The organism is Vibrio sp. 05-20-BW147, assembly GCF_013369385.1.
In the GTDB taxonomy this organism is placed as follows: domain Bacteria; phylum Pseudomonadota; class Gammaproteobacteria; order Enterobacterales; family Vibrionaceae; genus Vibrio; species Vibrio floridensis.
The window spans coordinates 1-22111 of record NZ_SZTO01000001.1 but is presented as its reverse complement, the minus strand read 5'-3'; the positions used below and the strand labels follow the sequence as shown (position 1 = coordinate 22111).

The following is a 22111-nucleotide window of genomic DNA, read 5'->3' as shown; positions in this document are numbered from 1 at the left end:
CATCATGACATAATCGCCGATTCTTCAGGCAACCATTTTAAAGGACAAAAATGACTGCAACTGCCTATCTTAATAAGCTAAACCAGCAATATCTGACGATTCATCGCACCAAAGAAGATTTCTTCTGGGAAACCTACATGGGGATCAGCGACGATCATCAAGGCTCAACCAAAGCACAGACCGAGTGGACCAACTTCCTTTCTCAAGCTTCAAAAATTAACGAAATTAGACAACAACTTGAAGCCGCAGAAACCATCGCAGACTCAAGCGAGAAAGCGCAGACGATTCAAGGACTCAATGGCTGGTTAGCCATGTTCCAATCGCACGCCATTGAATCCCCCGAAGCGGGCGAGCTTAAGAATGATCTGATTCAGTTTGAAGCAGAGATTTTTGAGAAGAAGCAAAAGCACGTTCTGACTTACGTGAACGAGAAGGGTGAAACGGTTGAAGGCAGCCTGCCGATCCTGAGCTCAGCAATCCGCGCCAACAACCAGGAATCCGTCCGCCAATCTGCGCATCAAGCGTTATTGGATCTCGAACAGTGGTTACTGCAAAACGGTTTCCTTGAGCTGGTGAAAAAGCGTAACGCCTTTGCCCGCACCATGGGCTACGCCAACTTCTTCGATTATTCCGTGGTGAAAACCGAACACATGACCAGTGATGAACTGTTTGTGATTTTGGAGGATTTCGAACAGCGCACTCGTCAAAGTCATCAAAATAGCCTGGATGCATTGGCGCAAGAGAAAGGCAACGATGCCTTAAAAGGGCATAACTTTGTTTACTCTTTCTCCGGCGATGTCATGCGTGACTTGGACCCCTATGTGCCGTTTTCTAAATCGCTACGTCGTTGGGTAGAATCGTTTGGTCGCCTCAATATTGATTACTCCGGAGCGGAACTCACACTCGATCTGTTGGATCGCAAAGGCAAATACCCGAACGGCTTCTGTCATGGCCCGATCCCTTCTTTCTATAACCAAGGAGAGTGGATCGCCGCTAAAGTGAATTTCACTTCCAATGCCAAACCAGACCAAGTCGGTTGTGGCTACGATGGCATGAATACCTTGTTCCACGAAGGAGGCCACGCCGCTCACTTTGCCAATGTGAAGCTCAACGCGCCTTGTTTCTCGCAAGAATTTGCACCAACCTCCATGGCTTACGCTGAAACACAATCTATGTTCTGCGATAGCCTGCTTGACGACGCAGATTGGTTGAAGCGTTATGCATTGGATGACGCTGGCAATCCAGTGCCAGACTCGATCATTCAAGCAATGGTCAATAACCGTCAGCCGTTCAAGGCTTATGCAGAACGCAGCATTCTCGTTGTGCCGTACTTTGAGCGTGCGCTTTATCAAATGAGTGACGAGCAACTCACTGCAGAAAGTGTCACCCAGCTGGCCCGTGATACCGAAATGCGCATTCTGGGTTTGGCGTGCAGCCCGCGCCCACTGATGGCCATTCCACACCTGCTGTCGGATGAAGCCTCTTGCGCCTACCAAGGTTACTTGCTGGCTCATATGGCGGTGTACCAAACTCGCGCCTACTTCACCGAGAAGTTTGGTTACCTATGTGATAACCCAGAGATTGGCCCTCTGTTGGCAGAGCATTACTGGCATGCAGGCAACAGTGTGTCTCATTCTGAGTCAATTAAGCGCCTGACGGGTGAAGGGTTTAATGCGAAATATCTCGCTGACGCCTGTAACCAAACTGCACAGCAAGCGTGGGAAAAAGAGCAGCAGAAAATCGCCGCCCTTGCCGAACGAGAGGTTCACGCTCCTGCTAGCCTTAACGCAACCATCACCATCGTCGATGGCAGTAAGGTGTTGGCTTCGAACGCCATCTCTGACGCCGATATGTGCGATCAATTTGAAGCGTACATCGTCAAAACCTATGGTCGATAAATGATCGATATCCAGAGCCAGCCACGTGCTGGCTCTGCTTTTTTCCTAGTCCCCTCTTCCTCCACCTTCTTCTTCACCTCGACGCCATCGTTGAATGTCTGCTCGATTCCAAAAGCAGAGACACAACACTCGTCTCAACAAATAACGCATTGAATAATAAAACAACTTATATATGATGAAACTACAAAACCAATTGCATATATAGCATGGTGTTTTGTTTTATTATCAATGTTCAAAATTCTCCCACTCGTTTGCATAGAGCGAGAAATGAGAGAGTCAATAACAGACAACGGAGTTGGCCGTGAAAAAACTTATCCTTGCCTCTGCAGTTGCAGCGGCTGCCGTTAGTGGCGCGTATTTCTATAAAGTAGGACTCAATACTCAAGCAGGCGATGACTTCTTGGCTTATGTACCCGCGGATACCCCGCTGATCTCTTTGCAGACCAACGCCATTAATCATTACGAATACTTAACCTCTATGGGTTATCAGAATGAAAGCTTCGCCGATGCGTTCGATCTGAATGAGCTCACCCCAGAGCAAGCCTTTCTTCTCACCTACTTTGATGGCTATCTTAACAGCGCCAGCAATGAACAAAGCCTCAAGAACTACCTCGGTACGGGCGACAACGTGAAACCACTGCTCTACACCTTAGGCATGGTACCGGTTTACAAATTCGAGATTGAAAACCCAACGGCGTTCTGGGCCACCATCGATAAAAAGGAAAAAGAGACAGGCGCGATGCATGAAGTCGGTAAACTTGGCCAAGCCGATTACCGCCGCTATGTTCTCGCGACAGAGCCAAGCGCAGAACAAAACCTTGGTTTTGTGATCGCCCTTGAAGGCAAGGTAGTCACCTTCACGCTCGATGTCCCGATGTTTGGCGCTGAGAACACATTGAAAATGGCACTTGGGGCAGAAAAACCTCAATACTCGTTTGCAGATAGCGGCAAGTTAGCCGCGCTTCAAACTAAATATGGCCAAAATTACCAATTTTACGCCTACCTTGATAACCAAGAAGTGATCAAAGGGATCACGCTCAAAGGCAGCAACCAGTTGGCTCGTCAAATTGATGTGCTGCAACAGATCTCTCCAGAAGATCAAATTGACGTGCTGCGTCAGCCGACTTGTCATACTGAACTGACGGCCATCGCCAGCAATTGGCCTCGTGTTGTGTCTGTCGCGAGTTACCAATCTAAAGACAAACAACTGGTTATGGATGGTAGCATTGTCGTCGAGAGCAACAACCAAGTTCTGATCAATGCACTCAAAACCGTACGCGGCTTTATTCCTAGTGATGAAATTAACCGTGACAGCATCTTTGGTATCAGCTTTGGCTTAGATGTCGCCAAATTAGCGCCAGCGATCAGCAATATTTGGAATGATTTAACGCAACCAAGTTACTCTTGTGAACTCCTCGCAGAAGTCCAACGAGAGGTTCGAGGTGAAAACCCAGCGGCGGCCGTGAGCATGGGCGCAGGCATGGTAAATGGCGTAAAAGGCATTCAGTTTAGCCTGAATGATATTACGATGAACTTACAAGGCCAGTATGGACCTGAATTTGAAAAACTGGATTTCCTATTCAGCCTTTCGGCAGAGGATCCGTCAATGCTGGTGCAAACGGCAAAAATGTTTGTTCCACAACTGGCAGAAGTGAACATTGAACCCAATGGTCAAGCCGTGGATCTCAGTGCACTGGTTGAAGCGCAAACGGGAATGAAAACGCCACTCTTTGCACGCATGAACGACAAACACCTCACGCTCTATGCTGGTGATAAAGCCGCAGCAGGGTCAGAAGTCGTGCTCAAGCAGCCGTTAGAAGCAGGGGGTTTGTGGCAAACCTATATCAACACCTCACGCATACTCGAGTTCGCAACAATGGCTTCTGAGCTCAGCGGTGAGCCCATTCCAACTGAAATCAGTGAAGCCTTAGCGCTGGATTCAACGCTCAATTTTGTTTTTGATGTGAATGATAAAGGCCTAGAAATGCGTTACGACTACCGCATTGATAAGTCCTCAATGAATGTTGCCAACCAATAGTCACTTTCACGATGACGCGTTTATCCAAAGGGACCATTGGTCCCTTTTCTATTCCCGGCTATTTTTGCGCGCCAACAGATGATAGAAAGCCGTCAAATGACGCTCCCTCACTTGGGATTGTTTAACTCTGCACATCACGGAGCAGTCAAATTCGGCGGGGCCAACGCATTTTACTGGCATACCAGCACAAACAAAACGGCCACCAAAGAAAGCAAAGTTCGTTGGTGGCCGTTTACCTATTCGATTTGGGTTTACTTCATTGGCGTACCGTCAGCTGGGTTGATAAACGCCGTCTGTTCAGGATCATCAGTATGATAAAGAGAGGCTTGTCGGTTGTGAATAAGTTGAGCTGCTAACGAAGGGCTTACCGCCCTGTGCTCACCTTTTTCCACTCTGAATTCGCCATCCCAAAAGTTATCCCTGAAGCGTCCTGATTCGAGGAACTCAACAACAACCTTCATCGCTTTCTCCTTTAAATCGCACCGAGTTAATTATAGATATATCAGTAGAAGGAGTGATAATGCGAAGGTGTTATAAACAAGCGAGGCATTACAACCAGAATCCTGTTTTCGCGGCGCAATGTATTGAGCCATAGAGATAATAAAAATGGGCTGAAAAAACAGCCCATTCGACACTCTTGGTGATTATCTTCTAAACACAAAGGGTTAGCGGAAACCATCAAAACGATAAACTTGATCGAGGATTTCGCCTTCTCCCGCGTTCACATCGCTCCACTCCGTACTGTGCCAAAAGCTTTTTAAGGACAGATCGGTGGTATCTGAATTGATCAGTTCACTGATTTCGTAAGAACCGACATAATCGGCATGCGTAACGTCAATCCTCAACTGACCGTTTTCTATCGCCCAGTTAAACGGAAACTCTCCATCCTCAGCATCGACAAACGCCCCAGTGCCCTGCGGATTAAAGTAAAGCCATTCGTCAGCGGTAAACGCGCGTTGCTGATCAATATACTCGTAATAGCCCACCGCCCAATAAGCGCTTCTACCGCTGTCTGTTCCAGCCATGAGCTCGGCAGTCAACACACTTCCATCCCCCATTTGGGCTTTACATTGCGCAACCGCGGTTTGATAAGCTTCAAAGCTTTCGTAGTAAACGGGTTTGTCATTGGGCTCATCCCAAGGGGTGTTGCCCGTATCACAGCTCATCGCGAGCTCGAGTTGTGGTAGAAATTTCATGTATTCAACGGCGGCGATTTCGGAGAGTCTTTCACTTTCTCCTCCCGCAACCACTTCGTCCCACTGGAAGTAGCCTTTGAGGTAGTAACCCGTTTGATACTCGCCGGTAAGGGCAAACATGTCGACATCATCGGTTTGTGGGTACTGAATTATCACAATCCCTTTGTCATTGATTGTCCAGGTCAGATCCTTGAGATAAATGCTATTTTCGAGCATCACTCCAGTGCCGCCTTCCAGGAAGAGGTAACTTTCGTGGACACGATCTTCGGCATCATAGTAGTGCCATTGCATTTTCACTAGCTGCTCAGCCGTCAGCGGTAGATACAAACACGTTTCTAACACTTGATAGAAATCCGCTTCGGTTGGCGACCCGGCAGGGCGATCATTTTGTTCATCCCATGCGGTGTCGCCATCTACGCAGAGTGATTGCTGTGCTTGCAGCACTTTCAAACGCTGCTGCGCTTTTTCACGGCTGGCAAAGTACTCATCGCCTCGTTCAGTCATAAACGAAATGCCGCTGCTGTCTGCTTGCGCATTGAGCATAAAGATCGCTCGAGGAATGATGTCCTGCCACTGCTGTGGCTGCTCAACTTTGCCTTTCAGTAAATAAATACCGTTCACCACATCGAACACATCATACGCATCGGCAAGCCCTCCCGGTGTAAAGGTAACCGTTTGCAACTCATGACCTGATGCGCCATAGAAAGGATCATCGGTGACCAAATACCACTCGCGTGGTTCGCCGCTGTCGTGATAACGGAATGATGGTGTAAACGCAGGTTTGGCGTAAAGATTCAAATTTGGGATCATTTCTGGCGTGATTTGGTCAACCGGTACGCCTTGCTCTAGTAAGCCATCGACTTCGGTGATCAAATCAATATCGCGATCAAACCACTGGGTATAGCTGTAACCCATCCAGATATCGTCATACAGATTAAACACCGTGTATTGATGGCCAAATACATTTGCGGTCGCGGTAAAATCGTACCCTTCGAGTGCAATATGATGCCAAGTCTCGTAGGCACGTTTTTCCGTGCTAGAGATAGTGCGTTCATGGAGTGAGAACTCACTGAATTTCTCACCATCTGGCTTCTCTGCCGACGTGCGTTTTATGGCGTCCGAATCAGCAAGCAAGTAGCGTGAACCAGACACTTTCGTACTGCTGTCGGCCAACAACTCGGTGGTTCTTTCTACCCAATACGCGGTGCGATTCTCCCATTTGAGGTAGTTGTAGTTATAGTCAGCGTACTCTTCGTAGCTACTGTCTGTTGGGCTCGACCAAATAGGCTGATGCTCTGTTAAGCGATAGCTGTTTTCGCTGTCAGCAACGAACAAGCGGTATTGGTTTGTCGAGCCATTGGCTTGCCAATCTCGATGTTCTTCCAACCAGATTGGAATTTGTTCACGACGTTTTTCCACTCCGCGATAAGCGTAATCCTGCACGTGGGTAGCGTCGTCACCAACGTCAAAGCCGTTGACGGTAAATTGATCAAGTTGAGTGGTGATGGTATCTAACTCGCCATCAGCCCCTCGAGTAACGGTGAGATATTGTATGGTATCGATGCCAAGCAACGATTGTGGATGCTGGCGGCTGGCAAAGTTAACCTCATCAAACGTGCGGCCTCCACCATTGTCAGTCCCTTCTAGGGCAGCATCGGCTTCATCAATATATCGCCAATACTGCTCACCCTGCGCGGTTTTGTTCCCGATATCCAAGGACTGACCAACAAACAGAATCTCACCGTCTAAATTAAAGTCATAACGCCATTCGCTAATGCGGCTAAAGCTGCCATCTTTTTGCGTCTGTTCAATGCTGTGTTCTTCGCCCAGCAGATCCCCCTCTACGGTACGGAAAGTCCGTTCAATTTCCGTGGTGACCAAGCCACTGTTAAAGGTCTCGACGCTTGTGTGGTAGGTCACATCAAGAACTTTGGCTTCTTTGCCGAGGTGGGTCACCGTTGGCCAGCGATAGCTTAGCTCTGTGCTTTGGTCTTGGGTTGATTTGTCCGCATTGTCGGGGTAGGCATCAACGAGGCTGTCCACACCATCGTGATCATGGTCGCCTGCTTTGGTGGCATCCTGTGGGAACTCATCCAAAATGGTGTCATAGCCATCTTGGTCTGGGTCACCTGCTTGTGTGTGGTCGAATGGGAAAAGATCATCGACATCGTTGACACCATCATTGTCATCATCAAGGTCGGCGTTATCTCCCAGCTCGTCACCATCAAAATCGCGATATTCGGTGGCATCGTCTGGGTATTCATCAAGTAAATCTGGAACGCCATCGCCATCATCGTCCATGTTGCCGTCGTTGTCGGCATCATAATTAAACTCAGGCTTCTTATCGGCCAGATCTTCTGCCGTGGTATTCTCGATGGTCTGTTTAATGTCCTTATTGACCAGTTCCGTAGTGTGTGCCATTTTTTGGCTCGCCGCAGGATCATCCATCGTGGTTTGATATTGCTCTGGTGTTTCTGCTAACACCACCCCAGAGGTGACCAAACTGCGCGCAGCAAACGCCGCTCGCTGATGTTTCTCCTTAAGAAAGTCACCCAAGACTTGTTCAGGCGTTAAGCCTAATTGTGTGGCAATGTTCTCCACTGATTTCTGTTGCTGAGCCGCCACTAATTGTGCATCCGTTTCACCATCGAGGTGATTCACCATATCGATATGAACAAGCGTAGACAGTGGTGTGACTTCTGCCTCTCCTGCGGGAGCAGACATAACGTATCCCGCGGTGATGGGCTCTACATTTCCGCCTTCCGTATCGATGGTTTCACCGGCTATCGCTTGCACAATAACGGGGAAATTTCGGTGGTTAGCAACACCACTGACATCCAATTGCGCAATGCCCTGCTGATTTGTGTACGCGATGGGCTCACCTTCATCGTGAACCCAGTTTGGGGTAGTGTCCAACCACACCTTCGCATTGTGAAGATAGCCATCAATGGCAGTGACGCTGTAGGGTTTAGCCGCCACAGGTGCGCTGCTGTCCGCTGAGTCACTACCACATCCAACCAAACTGACCATCCCCGCCATGCTAAGTGCTATGACGATTTTATTGGCTCTCATGATTCCCTCCGAATTCCTTTTTATTCTTTCTCACATCGCAATGTTGCGCAGTTACGCAACGGTTACATGGAGCTTAAAAAGGGAACTCGGCCACTTCATCACCCATGTGGGTGACGCAGCACGAGCAATTGAGCGGGGTTTGATTTGCATCAATAGAATTAATAATAAGAACCTATCTATACAGCCAAAGAATGGGAACCGATACGGTAATAGCGTGAGATCAATTGATTTTGATGACGACACCCAGTCTTGTGCAAAATTCGTTTTATCTGACTACGAACCGTCTCTTTTGACACAGAGCGATATCGGGCAACTTCACTGCCATCCATCCCCTGAGCCAACAAGCTTAGCACTTCCAGTTCGGCATCCGTCAGCGATTCGCCTTCTCGAATGTGGGTGCGCACTGGATTCAACTGGGACAGACGTTTAGCCATGGATTGCTGAGCGACCCAGTAGTTGCCCCAAGAGATCAAAAACCACCACAATCGATCCAAATGATCACGATGCTTAGGCTGTAAAGTACTAAAACTGTGGCAACTCAGCATCAAGTAGTGGTGCTCGACCAATCGAAATAGGCCACAGTATGAGTGATGAAGTTGCATGGTCGGGATCAGCACTTCACGAAAAATCGGATTGCGGATCTGCTTAACGGGCAACATTTCCTGCATATAGAGATACTGCCCAATCAATCCCTTGCGCAGGTAATGCTGTAAAAATGAATCATGGCCTTGATGCTGTTGGTATATCTCAAGTTGTTGCGTAGAAAAGCCAAAATCAAATTGCAACTGCGGCACCTGATACGGATCCAAAATCATAAACACCACATTTTCGATGCCTGCGAGAGACAACTCGCGCAATACGATCTCTTCCAACTCAATAGGCGATATATTGAAATGAGTAAAATCGTGTGAAGTGGGAAAATCTGATTTCATCATTTGCCCCGTCAGCTTTTCGTTGCTTGTTTAGGCCATGCTGCCAGTGAACGACCTCATATTTTCATATGAAATATTAGTCGAACAAATACTCAACCAAAGTAACAAAAACCAAACCAATGATCTGACGCACATTTGTTGCGCTATTGACCACGAAAAATGAGGACTATGAATGAAAATGGAGCCTAACACTGTGCTGTGACCGATTGTAACCCTTGTGCACCACAAGCAACGCAACTTAAGTAAGCTGAACTCAGTTAAGGCTAATCGCTTATTGGCGCACCAACAGCATCATCACTTCAGCGTGATCAGTATGCGGGAACATATCGAACCACTGAGCACGTTCGACTCGGTAGCTGGACAGATGCGCCAGATCTTGCTGCATCGTTACTGGGTTACAACTGGAGTAAATCAAATATTGTGGCGCAAGTTGCTCCAACTGTTCACTCAGCGCTTGCCCCAAGCCGCGACGTGGTGGGTTAACCAAAATAAGATCCGCGGCTTGCGTTTGCGCTTGAGAATAAGCCGCCGAATCCAACGCCGAAAAACGTAAGTTATCAATGCCGAGTTGTTGAGCGGACAGCTTCGCACTGTTGATCGCTTCTTCTTCAATTTCGATGCCGATCACTTGCTCTGCGTGCGGTGCGCAGTGAAGCGCAAAGCCACCAACGCCGCAGAAAAGATCCCACATTTGGCGTGGTTTGAGCTCGGCCACCCAATCGCGCGCGGTGGCGTAAAGCTGGGCCGCCACATGCGGATTGGTTTGGAAAAAGCTTTTTGGTCTCACCACCATCGGTACACCGTTAAATTCTTCCAACAAGTAATGCGCATCGGTGAGAAAGATCTCTTGCTCCCCTTCCAAGCGAGCCATGTGGATCGGCTGAATATTCGCGCTGATGACGCGAACAGCAGGAAACGCCTGTTGCAACCTCGGCAAGTTGTGGCGAATGCGTTCAAGTGCGGCCTCACTTTTCACCACAAAACGCAACATGAACTCGCCACGAGCCTGACTGCGTGTCAGCAGAACAAACTTAAGCTCACCTTTTTTCTTCACTTTGTTGTACGGTGGAATACCTGATGTGCGTATCCATTCTTGCAGATAGGCAAGTATTTCTTGGCTGTCTTGGGTATAGAGCGGGCAATGGACTAAGGAGATGGGCGTGCCGTCTTGGACACTTTCGATCCCCAACGTGGGTTGATGCGCGGCACCAAGCGCGACCATTTTCGCTTTGTTGCGGCAATGCATTGAGTCACTTTGAACCGGAGCCAACCACGCACTTTGTGCAACATCAGAAAACAAGGTACGTAACGCGTTGTCTTTAGTTTCAAGTTGCTGAGAGTAAGGGGTATTCATGTGTGTGCAAGAAGTGCAGCTCTTTTGCTCAAAATAAGGACAGGACATGGCAATCGCAACCAAAAAAAGAAAACGGCAGTCTATTCTTCTGCCAGCAATTGACCATTCCAATTATTTGTCATTACGATTAATAGGACCAATAACAAGAGATTCGACATTCTTCATCAGAGCGGATAAAGTTTGTGCACATTTACTGCTAAGGATTGAGCTATGAACGCTGTTATTGACACTCTGCTTTCCCACCGTTCTATTCGCAAATTTACCGACCAAGCGATAACGCCAGAGCAACTCAACACCATCATTCAAGCGGGACTCGCCGCTTCTTCTTCCAGTTTGCTGCAAGTGGTCTCAATCATTCGCATTACCGATCCAGCCAAACGTCAGCAGCTTGCCGAACTCGCTGGGCCACAACACTATGTCGAAACGGCAGCTGAATTTCTCGTGTTTTGCATTGATTATCAACGCCATGCCACGCTCAACTCAGAAGTACAAGCGGGCTTTACCGAGCTGACATTGATCGGCGCGGTGGATGCCGGCATCATGGCGCAAAACTGCTTATTGGCCGCAGAGTCAATGGGGTTAGGTGGCGTTTACATCGGTGGGCTGAGAAACAAAGCCGCCGAGGTGGATGCGCTTCTCGAACTACCTCCGTTCAGTGCCGTCTTGTTTGGTATGTGCTTAGGCCATCCTGACCAAGACCCTGAGCTCAAACCACGGCTGCCCGCGGAGGTCATTCTCCACGAGAACCACTATCAGCCGCTCGATCTCAGTAAAGTAGAGCAATACGATCAAATCATGCTCGACTACTATGGCAAGCGTTCATCAAACCAAAAACAGGCCAGTTGGTCTGAACAAGTAACAGGGAAACTAGCGGGGGAGTCTCGCCCTCACATCTTGCCCTATTTACACAGCAAAGGCTTAGCGACCAAATAGTGATTATCAAACACTGATGACATGACGAGAAGCAGAGCTCAGTTTCGCTCTGCTTTTGTCGTTTAGCCTAACAGCGTCCGTTCTTAGAACATGAATCGCACTTTTTCGTTAACTGCTATACGCGCAAAGAAAGATACGCACAATTTCATTGATGTGCGCCTGTTGCTCTTGCTCATTGGGCTGCGAAAGGTTCGCCACCAATTGCGGCCATAAAAATTGACCGTGAAACAAATTTAACAAGGTGGCCATGATTTGTTGGCTATCGCCAGAGATGAGTCTTCCGTCACTGATGGCATTTTCTATCCATTGTTTGAGTTCTACATCTTTGCCTCCCATCAAGGCTAGGTATCGCTGTGCCAGCTCGGGCTCTCGAATGAATTCACCCACGATCATACGCACCACAGGCAAACCCACTTCACTGTAGAGACCGGTCACTTTGCGCTGCAAGTACGCTTTGAGCTGCGAGTCCAGCGCCACATGAGCTTGATATACAAAAGTGGTGTGCTCTTTTTGCTTTTCCACCATGGCATTAATGGCTGCAGTGAACAGCAACTCTTTGCTTTCAAAGTGTCGATAAAGAGTGCGTTTTGAAGTGGATGCTTTTTCGCATACACGATCCATGTTGGCGGCATTAAAACCAAATTCTATAAATTCATCTTTGGCGGCCTCAATAAGGGCAAGCCGTTTTTGCTCGGTAACTTTCATAGCCATCCTCTTTCCATTGCCGCTTAGTATAGAGCAAAAATGACAAAAGTATACTTTCAAGTTTACTTGTAAAAAATTAGGTGTATGATCGTCACAAAATGGCGTTCAACGGATGAGAGACCATTGACCGGTGCCTAAACCAAGGCGATGTACAACAATGGCTGAACCACTTATGTCGGTTTTGCTCTATTTATTGATGTTTAACGAATGAAAAAAGCCGTTCTGCTCTCCTTACTGTTTGCTGCTTGCTCCACCCCAACCGTAGCAGACTCCTTTTCACTGCCTATCTGGAAAGAAGACGCAGAAGCGCTTGGTTACACCTTGCCAAAACCGATCGGTTTTAACTTGAGTTACATGACGATGGAGCAAGGCATCAATGTCGACTCCATCGATCTACAAGGGTTAGATTTTATTCAACTCAACGCAGATCCTGGTAAACAGTACACCGAGGTGCTGACTCTACGTGCCGATGTTTGGCTGTTTCCCTTTTTAAACATCTATGGCTTAGTCGGCAAACTCGATGGCTATTCAACAACCGATGTCACCTTAACTATTGGCCCATTTCCCAGTAAAAAAATCCAAGACTTTCGCTTGGATCTGGATGGCTATACCACCGGATTTGGCTTTGTACTGGTCGGCGGTTACGAAAACTGGTTTGCCTTGATGGATGCTAGTATTACACAGAGCCGTTTGACGGTGATCGACGGGACAATCGATGCGATTGTGGTGTCACCTCGCGTCGGTTACGACTTCAACAGCAACGGTATTCCACTGCGTTTGTGGGCAGGCGCCATGTACCAAGATGTGGAGCAAACCTTAAAAGGCTCTCTTGACTTACCTCCGTTTGTCACTTCCGACCTCCGTTTTGAGGTACAGCAACACTTGCAAACCCCATGGAACCCCATTGTGGGCATGCAGTATCAAATCAATGAGAGTTGGTATCTGCTCGGTGAGTTTGGTTTTGGTGACCGCCAGAGCATGTTCTTCTCAGTCGATCGGAGATTCTAACCCATGAGCAAAGTTGGGTGTTGCGCTCTGCTGGCTCTCACCAGTGTCAGTGCCTTTGCAAAACCACAAAGCAGTTGGGTAGATAACCTACTGGAGAAACTGGGTTCTAGCGACACCGTCGATACCAGCAAACTGATCGATTGGGGCGTGTTACCGGGCCCCTTTGTCAACCCAGAGCAAGGGCTCGGTATCGGCATCGCGGCCGTGGGATTGTATACACCAACGGGCTGGCAATCTGCCGACCCTTATTCCACCTTAACGCTGACTTCCTATGCTTCGACTTCAGGCTCTTACGGGTTAGGGGTTGAAAATCGCACCTATCTTTGTGGCGATCGCATTCGATTACTGATCGATGGTTGGGTGAGTCATACACCCGGTTATTACTGGGGCCAAGGCGAAAGCGCGGCGCAGACCGACAGCAACAAAACTCAGTACAATGCGCAACGTTACCAATTCAACCCAAAAATCGCTTATGAGATTGCGCCAAGCGTCTATCTCAAAGCGGGATGGCACTGGCAAACCTACCAAGGGGTGACCGTTGACGATGAGACACCCGTAGCCAAAGCGCTGAGTAATGGCAGAAGCAGCGGCATGTTGCTGGGTATGGAATACGACAGCCGCGATTTTGAACCCAATCCGGAAATGGGCAGCTATTGGAATCTTGAATGGAGTGACTTTCGCCATCAGTACGGCAGTGATACCAACTACCAACAATGGTTGATGAATGTACGCCATTATCTGCGAGTTTCTTCGCAAACCATTGTGGCGATGGAACTCTATAGCCAAGCGTTTACCGGTGACGTGCCTTGGTACGATCAAGCCATGCTGGGCGATGACCAACGGATGCGCGGCTACTATCAAGGCCAATATCGCGATCGCAATCAGCTCTCCACCCAAGTGGAGGTGCGCCATAGTTTTAATCAACGTCATGGGATGGTGGCTTGGGTCGGCGCAGGCACCATTGCCCCTCACTACAACGAGTTGCTCGAACAATCTTGGCTCCCCACCGTTGGCATCGGTTATCGTTTTGCCTTCAAAGCGCGTATCAATGTCCGCGTCGATATGGGATTTGGCAAAGAGAGCAGCGGTTTCTATTTTCATGTCAATGAGGCGTTTTAGAAAATCATGATGAAAATGAACAAAACAACTCTTCTTCTATTACTCGCCAGCGTCTCTTCCTCGGCGTTTGCCGAAGTTGATGCCCCCGTGGGCGTGCGACCGTGTTGCGCCTTTGGTTACGACTTAAAAGCTCAGTTGGGGGGCATTCCCGTCCCGTTCTTTTCGGTGGGTAACGTGGTGGACGCCGACAAAATTGGCCAGCACCGCTACAACGATGGCTCACAATCCGTGTCGGGCAATTTGCTCGGTCTGGGCGATGAAAGCAACGGCCTAATTTTTACCCAACAAGCAGGCTTTATTGATACCGCCCACGTTCGAGATACCGCGGATTACACCTTCTATCTCTATCAAGAAAATCTCGCCCATCTTGGTCAGGAATATCAGGTTGAGCTCAAACAAGAGCTGCGTGTGCGGCAGATCCATTGGCAGCCTCAGTTTCAGGCTGAGTCTCTCAGTCAAGCCGAAAAAGTGCAACGCAGTGCTGAAGCGGCTGCGTTCATCGCCTTTCAATTAGCGCAATGGCATGAAATTGCCCAGTGGTTTGGTTTGATGTCCGTCGGCGGCTTCGACGAGTTAGCGTCGGCCTTCTCCCCAGAAGATCTCTACTCCAACATGCTTGGCGCTCAACTGGCGAAACAGGTGATTCTTACCAACCCAACCTTGGATAAGAAAACCTTCTCTAAAAACGTCGATCGCGCCCTGCAAGAACGCCTGAGCGAACTCAAAGCGCAATCGAAAAAGATCACTCAACAGAAGATTGAAGCGCTCGATGGGCTGTGGTGGGACAGCGCACGTCGTTTGCCTGACAAATGGCTGCTGCTCAAGCGTGACTACCATCTAGGTTACACCCTTCAGCCTAATTACCCGGGAAGCGAGCATACTCTGTCGCTCAATGAGTACTTTTCTGATGGTAGTCCGATTTCCGATTGGATCAGTCTGAAACTGATTGCCAGCAACGAGGAGAAACACTTTTCAGCCTTGCCTGACACCCTGAAAAAAGAGCAAGTCTGGACGCATCAGAACTTTGCGAGTTTGGCCGATTTTGCTTATCAGCAAGATTCTCGTCATCACCCTAAGTCATTCTCTCCTCAGGTGGGTGAAGAGTAAGCAAGTGCATAACTTGCGTTTGTTTATGCAAAATCAAGAGGCATATGCATAGCGATTATCATCTGGTAAGAATTGATAGGTTTGTTTATCTATCGATAAAAAAGATAAACAACCTAATTCAACAGATAAATATTCTGGCTTACTTTGTTATCACCTTGTGAATATACTAAATTTTCAGGTGATATAGATCACATCTATTAATCCAATTCATCAATTTACTTTTTTATTTTTAGTGGACACTGCTACCCTGCTGCTCCCCTTGAACTGAACTCAAGGTGCATAACTATAAGGAGTGTTCATATGAATACCAAGAAACCGATGTCGCTAACCGGCCGTGTAATACTTGGCATGGTTACGGGTATCTTGACAGGATTCGCAATTCGCGCGCTATTTGCTGACAATGGATTTGTTGACGCATACATCGTAAATGGACTTTTTGAAGTCGGCGGTAAAATCTTTATTGCCAGCTTAAAAATGCTTGTTGTACCACTGATTTTTGTTTCGCTTGTTTGTGGTACCAGCTCACTGAAAGATATCTCGACCCTAGGTCGCATGGGCGGTAAAACCTTGGCGTTTTACATCACCACCACCGCCGTTGCTATCACACTCGCTCTGACCATGGGCACGGTATTCCAACCTGGAGCAGGAGCAGATCTCACCGCAGCAAGCTCGTTCAAATCGGCAGAAGCACCGTCATTGGGTCAAGTGATCATCGATATGTTCCCGACCAACCCAATCAGTGCGATGGCCGAAGGCAAAACGCTTCAAGTGATCGTCTTCGCACTGCTGTTTGGTATTGCCATCAGTGCAGCTGGTAAACCGGGCGAACGCATTGCGGCGATCTTCTCTGATCTTAACGAAGTGATTATGAAGCTGGTTGCGCTACTGATGAACCTAGCCCCTTACGGCGTGTTCTTCTTGATGGCGAAACTGTTTACTGGCCTAGGTTTGGGCGCAATCATCAATCTAGGTGAATACTTCCTAGTGTTGACGGCAACGCTGCTCATCCACGGTTTGGTCACTTACAGCTTGATGCTAAAAGGCTTCACTGGCCTAAATCCATTGACTTTCTTGAAGAAAATGGAAGATGCCATTATGTTTGCCTTCTCAACGGCCTCCTCGAATGCCACCATTCCAGCCACCATGGAAACGGTTAAAAACCGCCTAGGCGTAGACAACAAAATCGCCTCGTTCACGGTTCCGTTGGGCGCAACCGTCAACATGGATGGTACGGCCATCATGCAAGGTGTGGCGACCGCGTTTATCGCTCAAGCATTCAACATCGACCTCAGCATGGGTGACTATGTGATGGTGATACTCACCGCAACATTGGCGTCTATCGGTACTGCTGGTGTTCCGGGCGTTGGTCTGGTCATGCTGGCGATGGTACTCAACCAAGTGGGTCTGCCACTGGAAGGTATCGCGCTGATCATGGGTGTCGACCGTCTGCTGGATATGATCCGCACCGCCGTAAACATCACTGGTGACGCGTGTGTTTCTGTAATTGTTGCGAAATCAGAAGGTGCCTTAGATCTTGACCGCTTTGCCGATCCGAAAGCAGGTGAGAAAGAAGAAGAAGTACACCTAAAACGTGCTGACGCTTAATGAATCATTACTCGCATTAAGATGAAAACGAACCCCGCGATGATCCATTCATCGCGAGGTTTCTCTTTTCAGGCCAAATAGTTTGCTTTTGCAAATTCATCGCTACACCAACATACGTTGTTGTAGAAACTCAACAAAGGTTTTGATCTGCTGCGGTACATATTTCGACTGCGCGTATTGTGCCAGAATCTGCCCTTGATAGTTGCCGCCCACATGCCAATCACTAAGTAGTTGGATTAACTGACCGGATTCGATGTATTGGCGAATCGTAAATTCTGGAAAAACAGAGATCCCAAAGCCTCGTAACACCGCTTCGCGGCGAATTTCACTGTGGTTGACCGCAAACGACCCTTTCACATTGATCGAGATCTTGCGGCTACCAAGGGTAAAATCCCACAACCTATCACGGGGGTTTTCCCCTAAACATAAGCAGTTGTGTCCTGCTAAATCGTCTGGGTGATTCGGCGTGCCTTGCTGCTGCAAATAGCTTTCGCTGGCGCACAACACCAGACGGCATTGGCCCAAATTTCGCGCCACTAGCCCTTCCGTCGGTTTGTCGGTGATTTGAATAATCACATCCACCTCATCACCAATCGGATCAATATAGTGATCGGCCACCTTAAGTTGCAGCGAAATCTTGGGGTACTCAGCAAGAAAGTCGAGCACTAGCGGCATCAACACTTGGCGAGCGAGCGCTTTTGGTGCCGCGACACGAAGCGAACCCGACACCTCACTCATGTCGGTTTGCGCCGCTGAAACCGCCATTTTGGCGGCATTCATCATGTCACTGCACAGGCTGTACACTTCTTGCCCTGTCGCACTCAAGCGCATTTGTCGGGTCGTGCGCTCCAAGAGCTTTTTCTCTAGCACGCTTTCCAAACGCGTAATCGAGCGGCTCACCGAAGAAGGCGACACACCGAGTTTTTGCGCGGTTTTTGAAAAACTACCGGTTTCGACGACATTCACGAAAATAGCCATCTCTGAAAGCAGTGGAATGAGCCTATTTGTGTCCATGGCGCAATTATCCTTTGCATTTTCACTATATTGTTCCGTTGAAGTTACTTATAGATACTAATTAAGTCAATTGACATTGGTCAGACAACATCAAGGACAGAGAGATGAAGAAAATCAGAAGTATTGAGGATGTGCAAAACGTCGCGAGCCAAGCCAAACATGTGTTGACGCTCTTTAGCGGCGGCTTAGATAGCTCTTACTTGCTCGAGATTCTCAAAAACAGCCGCGCAAAAGTCACGGCGGTGGCCATCGATCTTGGCGATGACATCGAAGAATCCAAACTCAAGCTCATCACCGATCATTACGGCTTCGATTTAAAAATCCTCGATGCAAAACAGGAATTTGTTGAACACAGCCTCTTTTCTGCCATACAAGCACAAGCGCTTTACCTAGGTGACTATCCGGTAAGTTCTTCACTCTCTCGACCAATCATTGTTAAAAAAGCGGTCGATCTGGCGCAGATCCTCGGTTGTGACGCCATCATCCACACCGCGAATCAGTCGCAAAATAGCTTACGCCGTCTCAATGGCGCGATTGAACGCTCAGGCTACCAAGGGTTCTACGGTTCACCTTATGAATATTCCGCCATCAGCCGCGAAGAAAAAGCTCAGACGCTGTTTCACTCCGGTTTAGTTGGCTTTAAATCTCGTAATGTCAGTGGCGATTCCAATTTATGGTGTCGCGAGTTTGAATCCGGCATCTTGGACGATCCGGAAAATTTCACCCTCGCCGATGCGCTTTTTACCTGGTCGCGTTGGCAACCAGAGCACCACCTTGAAGGCGACAGCATCAAGATCGGTTTCAAACAAGGTTATCCGGTTACCTTAAATGACAAACCGATAACCCTACTCGAGTTAATAGCGTTTATTAACAACCACGTTGGCGCGTATGAGATAGGTCGTTATGTAGGGTTCGACCATCTCGATCAAGACGAAAAAGTGTTAGAGGTGCGCGAAGCACCCGCTGCTATGCTCTTGATGAAGGCTTATAAGTTGCTGGAAACGGCCACTTTACCTACCGATGTTCTCAAAGCCAAAGCATGGCACAACGAAACGTGGACTCAAGAAGCGGTCGAAGGTCGCTTCGGCAGTCTGTTGCAAAATGCCAGCTATGCGTTCATCGCTCACACTGCCGAGCATGTCTCTGGCAGTGTCCTCTTTAAACTTTCCCGAGGTAATGCAATCGCCACCAGTATTGTTGCAGATAATGCACGATACCTACGTGATCGCGACAATTGGGAGATAAACGTGGCGCATACCCGCAGTATGCGCTCGGTTCAACTTGAACCGACATCTGATAAACAGCATCAAGTCGCGTAACGGAGGCGCAGATGACAATGACAGAAAGCACGACTCATAAAACCAAACAGAGCGTTCTTCCCATTTCGCAACAGCTGAAAAAGTACAAATACGTCTTTATCAATGGACGACAAATGACGTTATTGCTCAGCACTCATGTTGGCGAAGTGATTCGATTCAAAAACTGCTGGAACCAGTTAGAACGCGATCGCTATATGGCGGATGGAGGGACGTATCGCTACCGCCGCTATGGTCAATTTACCAAGCTCGCACGCAGCAAAGAGATCGTGATGATGCCGCATGAACCGTATGTTCAGCCCTCTTACATCAACACGCTCAACGGTGGCGTGGAAAGGTATTTTGAACCGCTGACGGATCGCTTCGTCACCTCACCTGTTTTGGAAAAGTTGCTCAATATGATGAGCGAAATCTATGACGACGTCGAAGGCGAACCGCAAAACTGGAATATCCGCTTGCACCCTTATCGCATTACCGCAACGGAAGCAGAAGCGGGCGAACCAACGCCTGAAGGGTTACATCGTGATGGCGTGACGTATATCGCCTCGATGATGATCAACAAGATCAATGTATCCGGTGGCGAAACCCGCCTCACCGATGCCAATCAAAACGAGCTCGAGCGCATCACGCTCGATAAAACCTTCGACATCGTCATGGCGGACGATGCCGCTACGATGCACGAAGTCTCGACCATTACTCCCGCGAGCAGTGAGACCTCAGCATCTAGGGATGTACTCGTCATCGCTTTTACAAAAATGGAGAAATAACATGACTACAGCGACGAGTTCGTTAAAAAAAGGAAGTTTTAAGTTTCCCCTCACTGAAACACTGCTGCTGTTAGTGGCCGTATTTTGGGGAACCAGTTACGGGCTCACAAAAAGCGCTCTAGTGTATACCAGCGTTTTGCTCTTCATCTCGATTCGTTTCTCGATCACTTTCCTGTGTATGCTACCTGTCGTGATTCGAGACTTTCGCCAAGGACTCAATAAGGACTGGAAGATTGCCATACCGACCGGCTTTATCCTCTCGGCGATTTTTTTCTGCGAAGTGTTTGGGGTTTCACAAACCTCTGCATCCAATGCCGCATTTTTGATCAGCCTCACCGTTATCCTAACGGCGTTTGCCGAACTGGTGATCAATAAAAAGCGCATCAGTAATACTTTATTGGCTCTCACTGTGTGCAGTGTCATCGGCGTACTCTTGCTCACCAGCGATCAAGGCATCGAGCTTTCGCTCAACACTGGTGACTACTTTATTTTAACCGCAGCACTGCTGCGTGCCTTAATGGTCACCATGACCAAACGTTTCACCGAAGGCAAAGCCATCACCACCTCAACGCTCACCTCTCTGCAATCTTTCGTGGTGGCCAGTTGTGCAATCGTCGGCGTGTTGGTGTATGTACCAGCCGCAGAGATTGTACTGCCCGTCTCGCTCGAATTTTGGCTCACAGTGGCATACCTCGTGCTGTTTTGTACGCTGTTTGCTTTCTACGTGCAAAACTACGCCGTGCGCAGAACCTCACCGACTCGCGTTTCACTCCTAATGGGCAGTGAACCTCTGTTCGGCGCCATTTTCGCGATGGTGTGGTTACAAGAATCCCTCACCGCGCTGCAATTGCTCGGTGGCGCACTCATCCTGTTTAGTGTGATTGTCACCTCGACTCGGGATAACTGATCGGGTTCCCCCTCTTTGAATCCGTCACTTTAAGACAAACCAAAGCGAGCCTCGGCTCGCTTTTTTCACTTATCTCAAAGAGCTTATGCCAAACCTTAGTATCAAAAACCATTTGGATTGTCGATGATATAAAGCCAGCCACCATCGACATAGTGCATCACTTCAAGCGCGACACCAGAGGTAACGTTAGGGATCTCCCACTCAGAACGGACCTGTGCAAGCGTACCGTTAATGTGAATAGAAACACTTTTGGTCACCATCTCTACATCACCGGACATATACCCTTTTAACGCCTGTCCGATTTCCTTTCGCCCTATAGCCTGCTTCCCTGAAGCATCCAACACTAAGACTGCATTCTCATCAAACAATGACGTTAAACCTGTCAAATCTTTCTGAATGAAATACTCACCAAATAGAGCATGCAGCTCAGAAGGACTTTGTGGTTTTCGGTAATCCACCGAAGCGTGAAGGGAAAAAGACATTAAGCCAATAACCAATAGCAATAAACGCATAACTGAACACTCCATTACAATTTTTCAGAATGAAAAGCGGCTTTGATTTCGCCTCTTTTCGTTGCCAATAACAATAATGAAGCTGGTTACTTTTTAAAATTAGGGACCCAAAAGTAACTAGTAACCTGAGGGTAACTGACTAGGCTGTGTTAGACTTGTTGATTAGTCTATCAAGCGACAATGATCGATTATTGAAAATGGAAAAATTCCCCATGCCCCACCAATTACAACCTGATGGCTACTGTAGTGTTGATAAATATTTAACGCTTATCTCCACTAAGTGGACAGCTCATATTGTCTGGCTGCTAGGGCAACAAGAAACTATGCGTTTTGGCCAAATACGTAAACAGTTAGCTTTGGTTTCCAGCAAAGTCTTGACTGAACGTTTAAAACTACTGCAAGAGCATGGTTTCGTATGGCGAAAGCAAGAAGATACCATCCCCGTTACGGTTAATTATCAGGGCGGGAGCATACTTTGGTGGATTTATAACCCCAAGAAGACTCTTGCCCTATAATCATCGTTCCAACCCGCTTTCTTCATCTTCACTTTTTGGCTCGGAGCACCACAGTCGCATTGCTTGAGCATATTCATGACAAAACGTCTAAACAACGCGATGTTTTCAACAGC

General features: G+C 48.1%; 17 protein-coding genes and 2 pseudogenes. 11 read left to right on the top strand and 8 right to left on the bottom strand.

The features are described 5' to 3' along the window. Positions 1-50: 50 nt before the first annotated feature. Positions 51-1898, top strand: coding sequence for a M3 family metallopeptidase (locus FC652_RS00095; protein WP_176297000.1), 1848 nt, complete (start codon positions 51-53; stop codon positions 1896-1898). A 301-nt stretch (positions 1899-2199) separates the two neighbouring features. Next, positions 2200-3936: a hypothetical protein gene (locus FC652_RS00090; RefSeq protein ID WP_369597870.1), complete on the top strand. Its 1737-nt coding sequence runs from the start codon at positions 2200-2202 to the stop codon at positions 3934-3936. A gap of 251 nt (positions 3937-4187) precedes the next feature. Here FC652_RS00090 and FC652_RS00085 read toward each other — a convergent pair whose 3' ends face one another. The 4 genes from FC652_RS00085 to rlmC form a co-directional block, all read right to left on the bottom strand. Continuing rightward, positions 4188-4397 (bottom strand): hypothetical protein, encoded by a 210-nt coding sequence (locus FC652_RS00085; RefSeq protein ID WP_176296998.1) that lies wholly within the window; start codon positions 4395-4397, stop codon positions 4188-4190. 204 nt (positions 4398-4601) lie between these two features. Further along, a complete protein-coding gene (locus FC652_RS00080) occupies positions 4602-8204 on the bottom strand; it encodes a hypothetical protein (RefSeq protein ID WP_176296997.1) in 3603 nt (1200 codons plus the stop codon). A gap of 176 nt (positions 8205-8380) precedes the next feature. Further along, positions 8381-9136 (bottom strand): helix-turn-helix transcriptional regulator, encoded by a 756-nt coding sequence (locus FC652_RS00075; protein ID WP_176296996.1) that lies wholly within the window; start codon positions 9134-9136, stop codon positions 8381-8383. A gap of 271 nt (positions 9137-9407) precedes the next feature. Then, complete coding sequence (gene rlmC, locus FC652_RS00070) at positions 9408-10538, bottom strand: 23S rRNA (uracil(747)-C(5))-methyltransferase RlmC (protein ID WP_176296995.1); 1131 nt, start codon at positions 10536-10538, stop codon at positions 9408-9410. Between the two features lie 162 nt (positions 10539-10700). On the opposite strand from rlmC, the gene nfsA reads away from it, so the two are divergent. Beyond that, the gene (nfsA, locus tag FC652_RS00065; protein WP_176296994.1) at positions 10701-11423 is read left to right on the top strand and encodes an oxygen-insensitive NADPH nitroreductase; all 723 of its coding nucleotides are present in this window, start codon (positions 10701-10703) and stop codon (positions 11421-11423) included. Between the two features lie 108 nt (positions 11424-11531). On the opposite strand, the gene FC652_RS00060 is transcribed toward nfsA, so the two are convergent. Beyond that, the gene (locus tag FC652_RS00060) at positions 11532-12128 is read right to left on the bottom strand and encodes a TetR/AcrR family transcriptional regulator (protein ID WP_176297192.1); all 597 of its coding nucleotides are present in this window, start codon (positions 12126-12128) and stop codon (positions 11532-11534) included. Between the two features lie 207 nt (positions 12129-12335). Between FC652_RS00060 and FC652_RS00055 the strand changes: the two genes are divergently transcribed. The 4 genes from FC652_RS00055 (at position 12336) to FC652_RS00040 (ending at position 16967) form a co-directional block, all read left to right on the top strand. Next, positions 12336-13136: a TonB-dependent receptor gene (locus FC652_RS00055; protein WP_176296993.1), complete on the top strand. Its 801-nt coding sequence runs from the start codon at positions 12336-12338 to the stop codon at positions 13134-13136. Between the two features lie 3 nt (positions 13137-13139). After that, positions 13140-14255: a BamA/TamA family outer membrane protein gene (locus tag FC652_RS00050; RefSeq protein ID WP_045598579.1), complete on the top strand. Its 1116-nt coding sequence runs from the start codon at positions 13140-13142 to the stop codon at positions 14253-14255. A 6-nt stretch (positions 14256-14261) separates the two neighbouring features. Further along, positions 14262-15362 carry a DUF4056 domain-containing protein gene (locus FC652_RS00045; RefSeq protein ID WP_176296992.1) on the top strand — a complete coding sequence of 367 codons (1101 nt, stop codon included), beginning with the start codon at positions 14262-14264 and terminating at the stop codon, positions 15360-15362. Between the two features lie 300 nt (positions 15363-15662). Continuing rightward, positions 15663-16967, top strand: coding sequence for a dicarboxylate/amino acid:cation symporter (locus FC652_RS00040; protein WP_176296991.1), 1305 nt, complete (start codon positions 15663-15665; stop codon positions 16965-16967). A 102-nt stretch (positions 16968-17069) separates the two neighbouring features. On the opposite strand, the gene FC652_RS00035 is transcribed toward FC652_RS00040, so the two are convergent. Beyond that, positions 17070-17981 (bottom strand): LysR family transcriptional regulator, encoded by a 912-nt coding sequence (locus FC652_RS00035; RefSeq protein ID WP_176296990.1) that lies wholly within the window; start codon positions 17979-17981, stop codon positions 17070-17072. Between the two features lie 104 nt (positions 17982-18085). Here FC652_RS00035 and FC652_RS00030 point away from each other — a divergent pair, with 104 nt between their 5' ends. Genes FC652_RS00030 through FC652_RS00020 form a run of 3 tightly spaced genes read left to right on the top strand, consistent with a single transcriptional unit; the run spans position 18086 to position 20971 of the window. Further along, complete coding sequence (locus FC652_RS00030; protein WP_176296989.1) at positions 18086-19300, top strand: argininosuccinate synthase-related protein; 1215 nt, start codon at positions 18086-18088, stop codon at positions 19298-19300. 11 nt (positions 19301-19311) lie between these two features. After that, positions 19312-20064 carry a 2OG-Fe dioxygenase family protein gene (locus FC652_RS00025; protein WP_176296988.1) on the top strand — a complete coding sequence of 251 codons (753 nt, stop codon included), beginning with the start codon at positions 19312-19314 and terminating at the stop codon, positions 20062-20064. A gap of 1 nt (position 20065) precedes the next feature. Further along, positions 20066-20971, top strand: a complete 906-nt coding sequence (locus tag FC652_RS00020; RefSeq protein ID WP_015727476.1) for a DMT family transporter — start codon at positions 20066-20068, stop codon at positions 20969-20971. 101 nt (positions 20972-21072) lie between these two features. On the opposite strand, the gene FC652_RS00015 is transcribed toward FC652_RS00020, so the two are convergent. Next, positions 21073-21483, bottom strand: coding sequence for a DUF4440 domain-containing protein (locus tag FC652_RS00015; protein WP_017791475.1), 411 nt, complete (start codon positions 21481-21483; stop codon positions 21073-21075). 212 nt (positions 21484-21695) lie between these two features. Here FC652_RS00015 and FC652_RS00010 point away from each other — a divergent pair. Further along, positions 21696-21941 (top strand): annotated as a pseudogene (locus FC652_RS00010) (winged helix-turn-helix transcriptional regulator); the annotation flags it as partial. Positions 21942-21967: 26 nt separating this feature from the next. Here the strand turns inward: FC652_RS00010 and FC652_RS00005 are convergent. Then, positions 21968-22111, bottom strand: a pseudogene (locus tag FC652_RS00005) (ISAs1 family transposase); the annotation flags it as partial.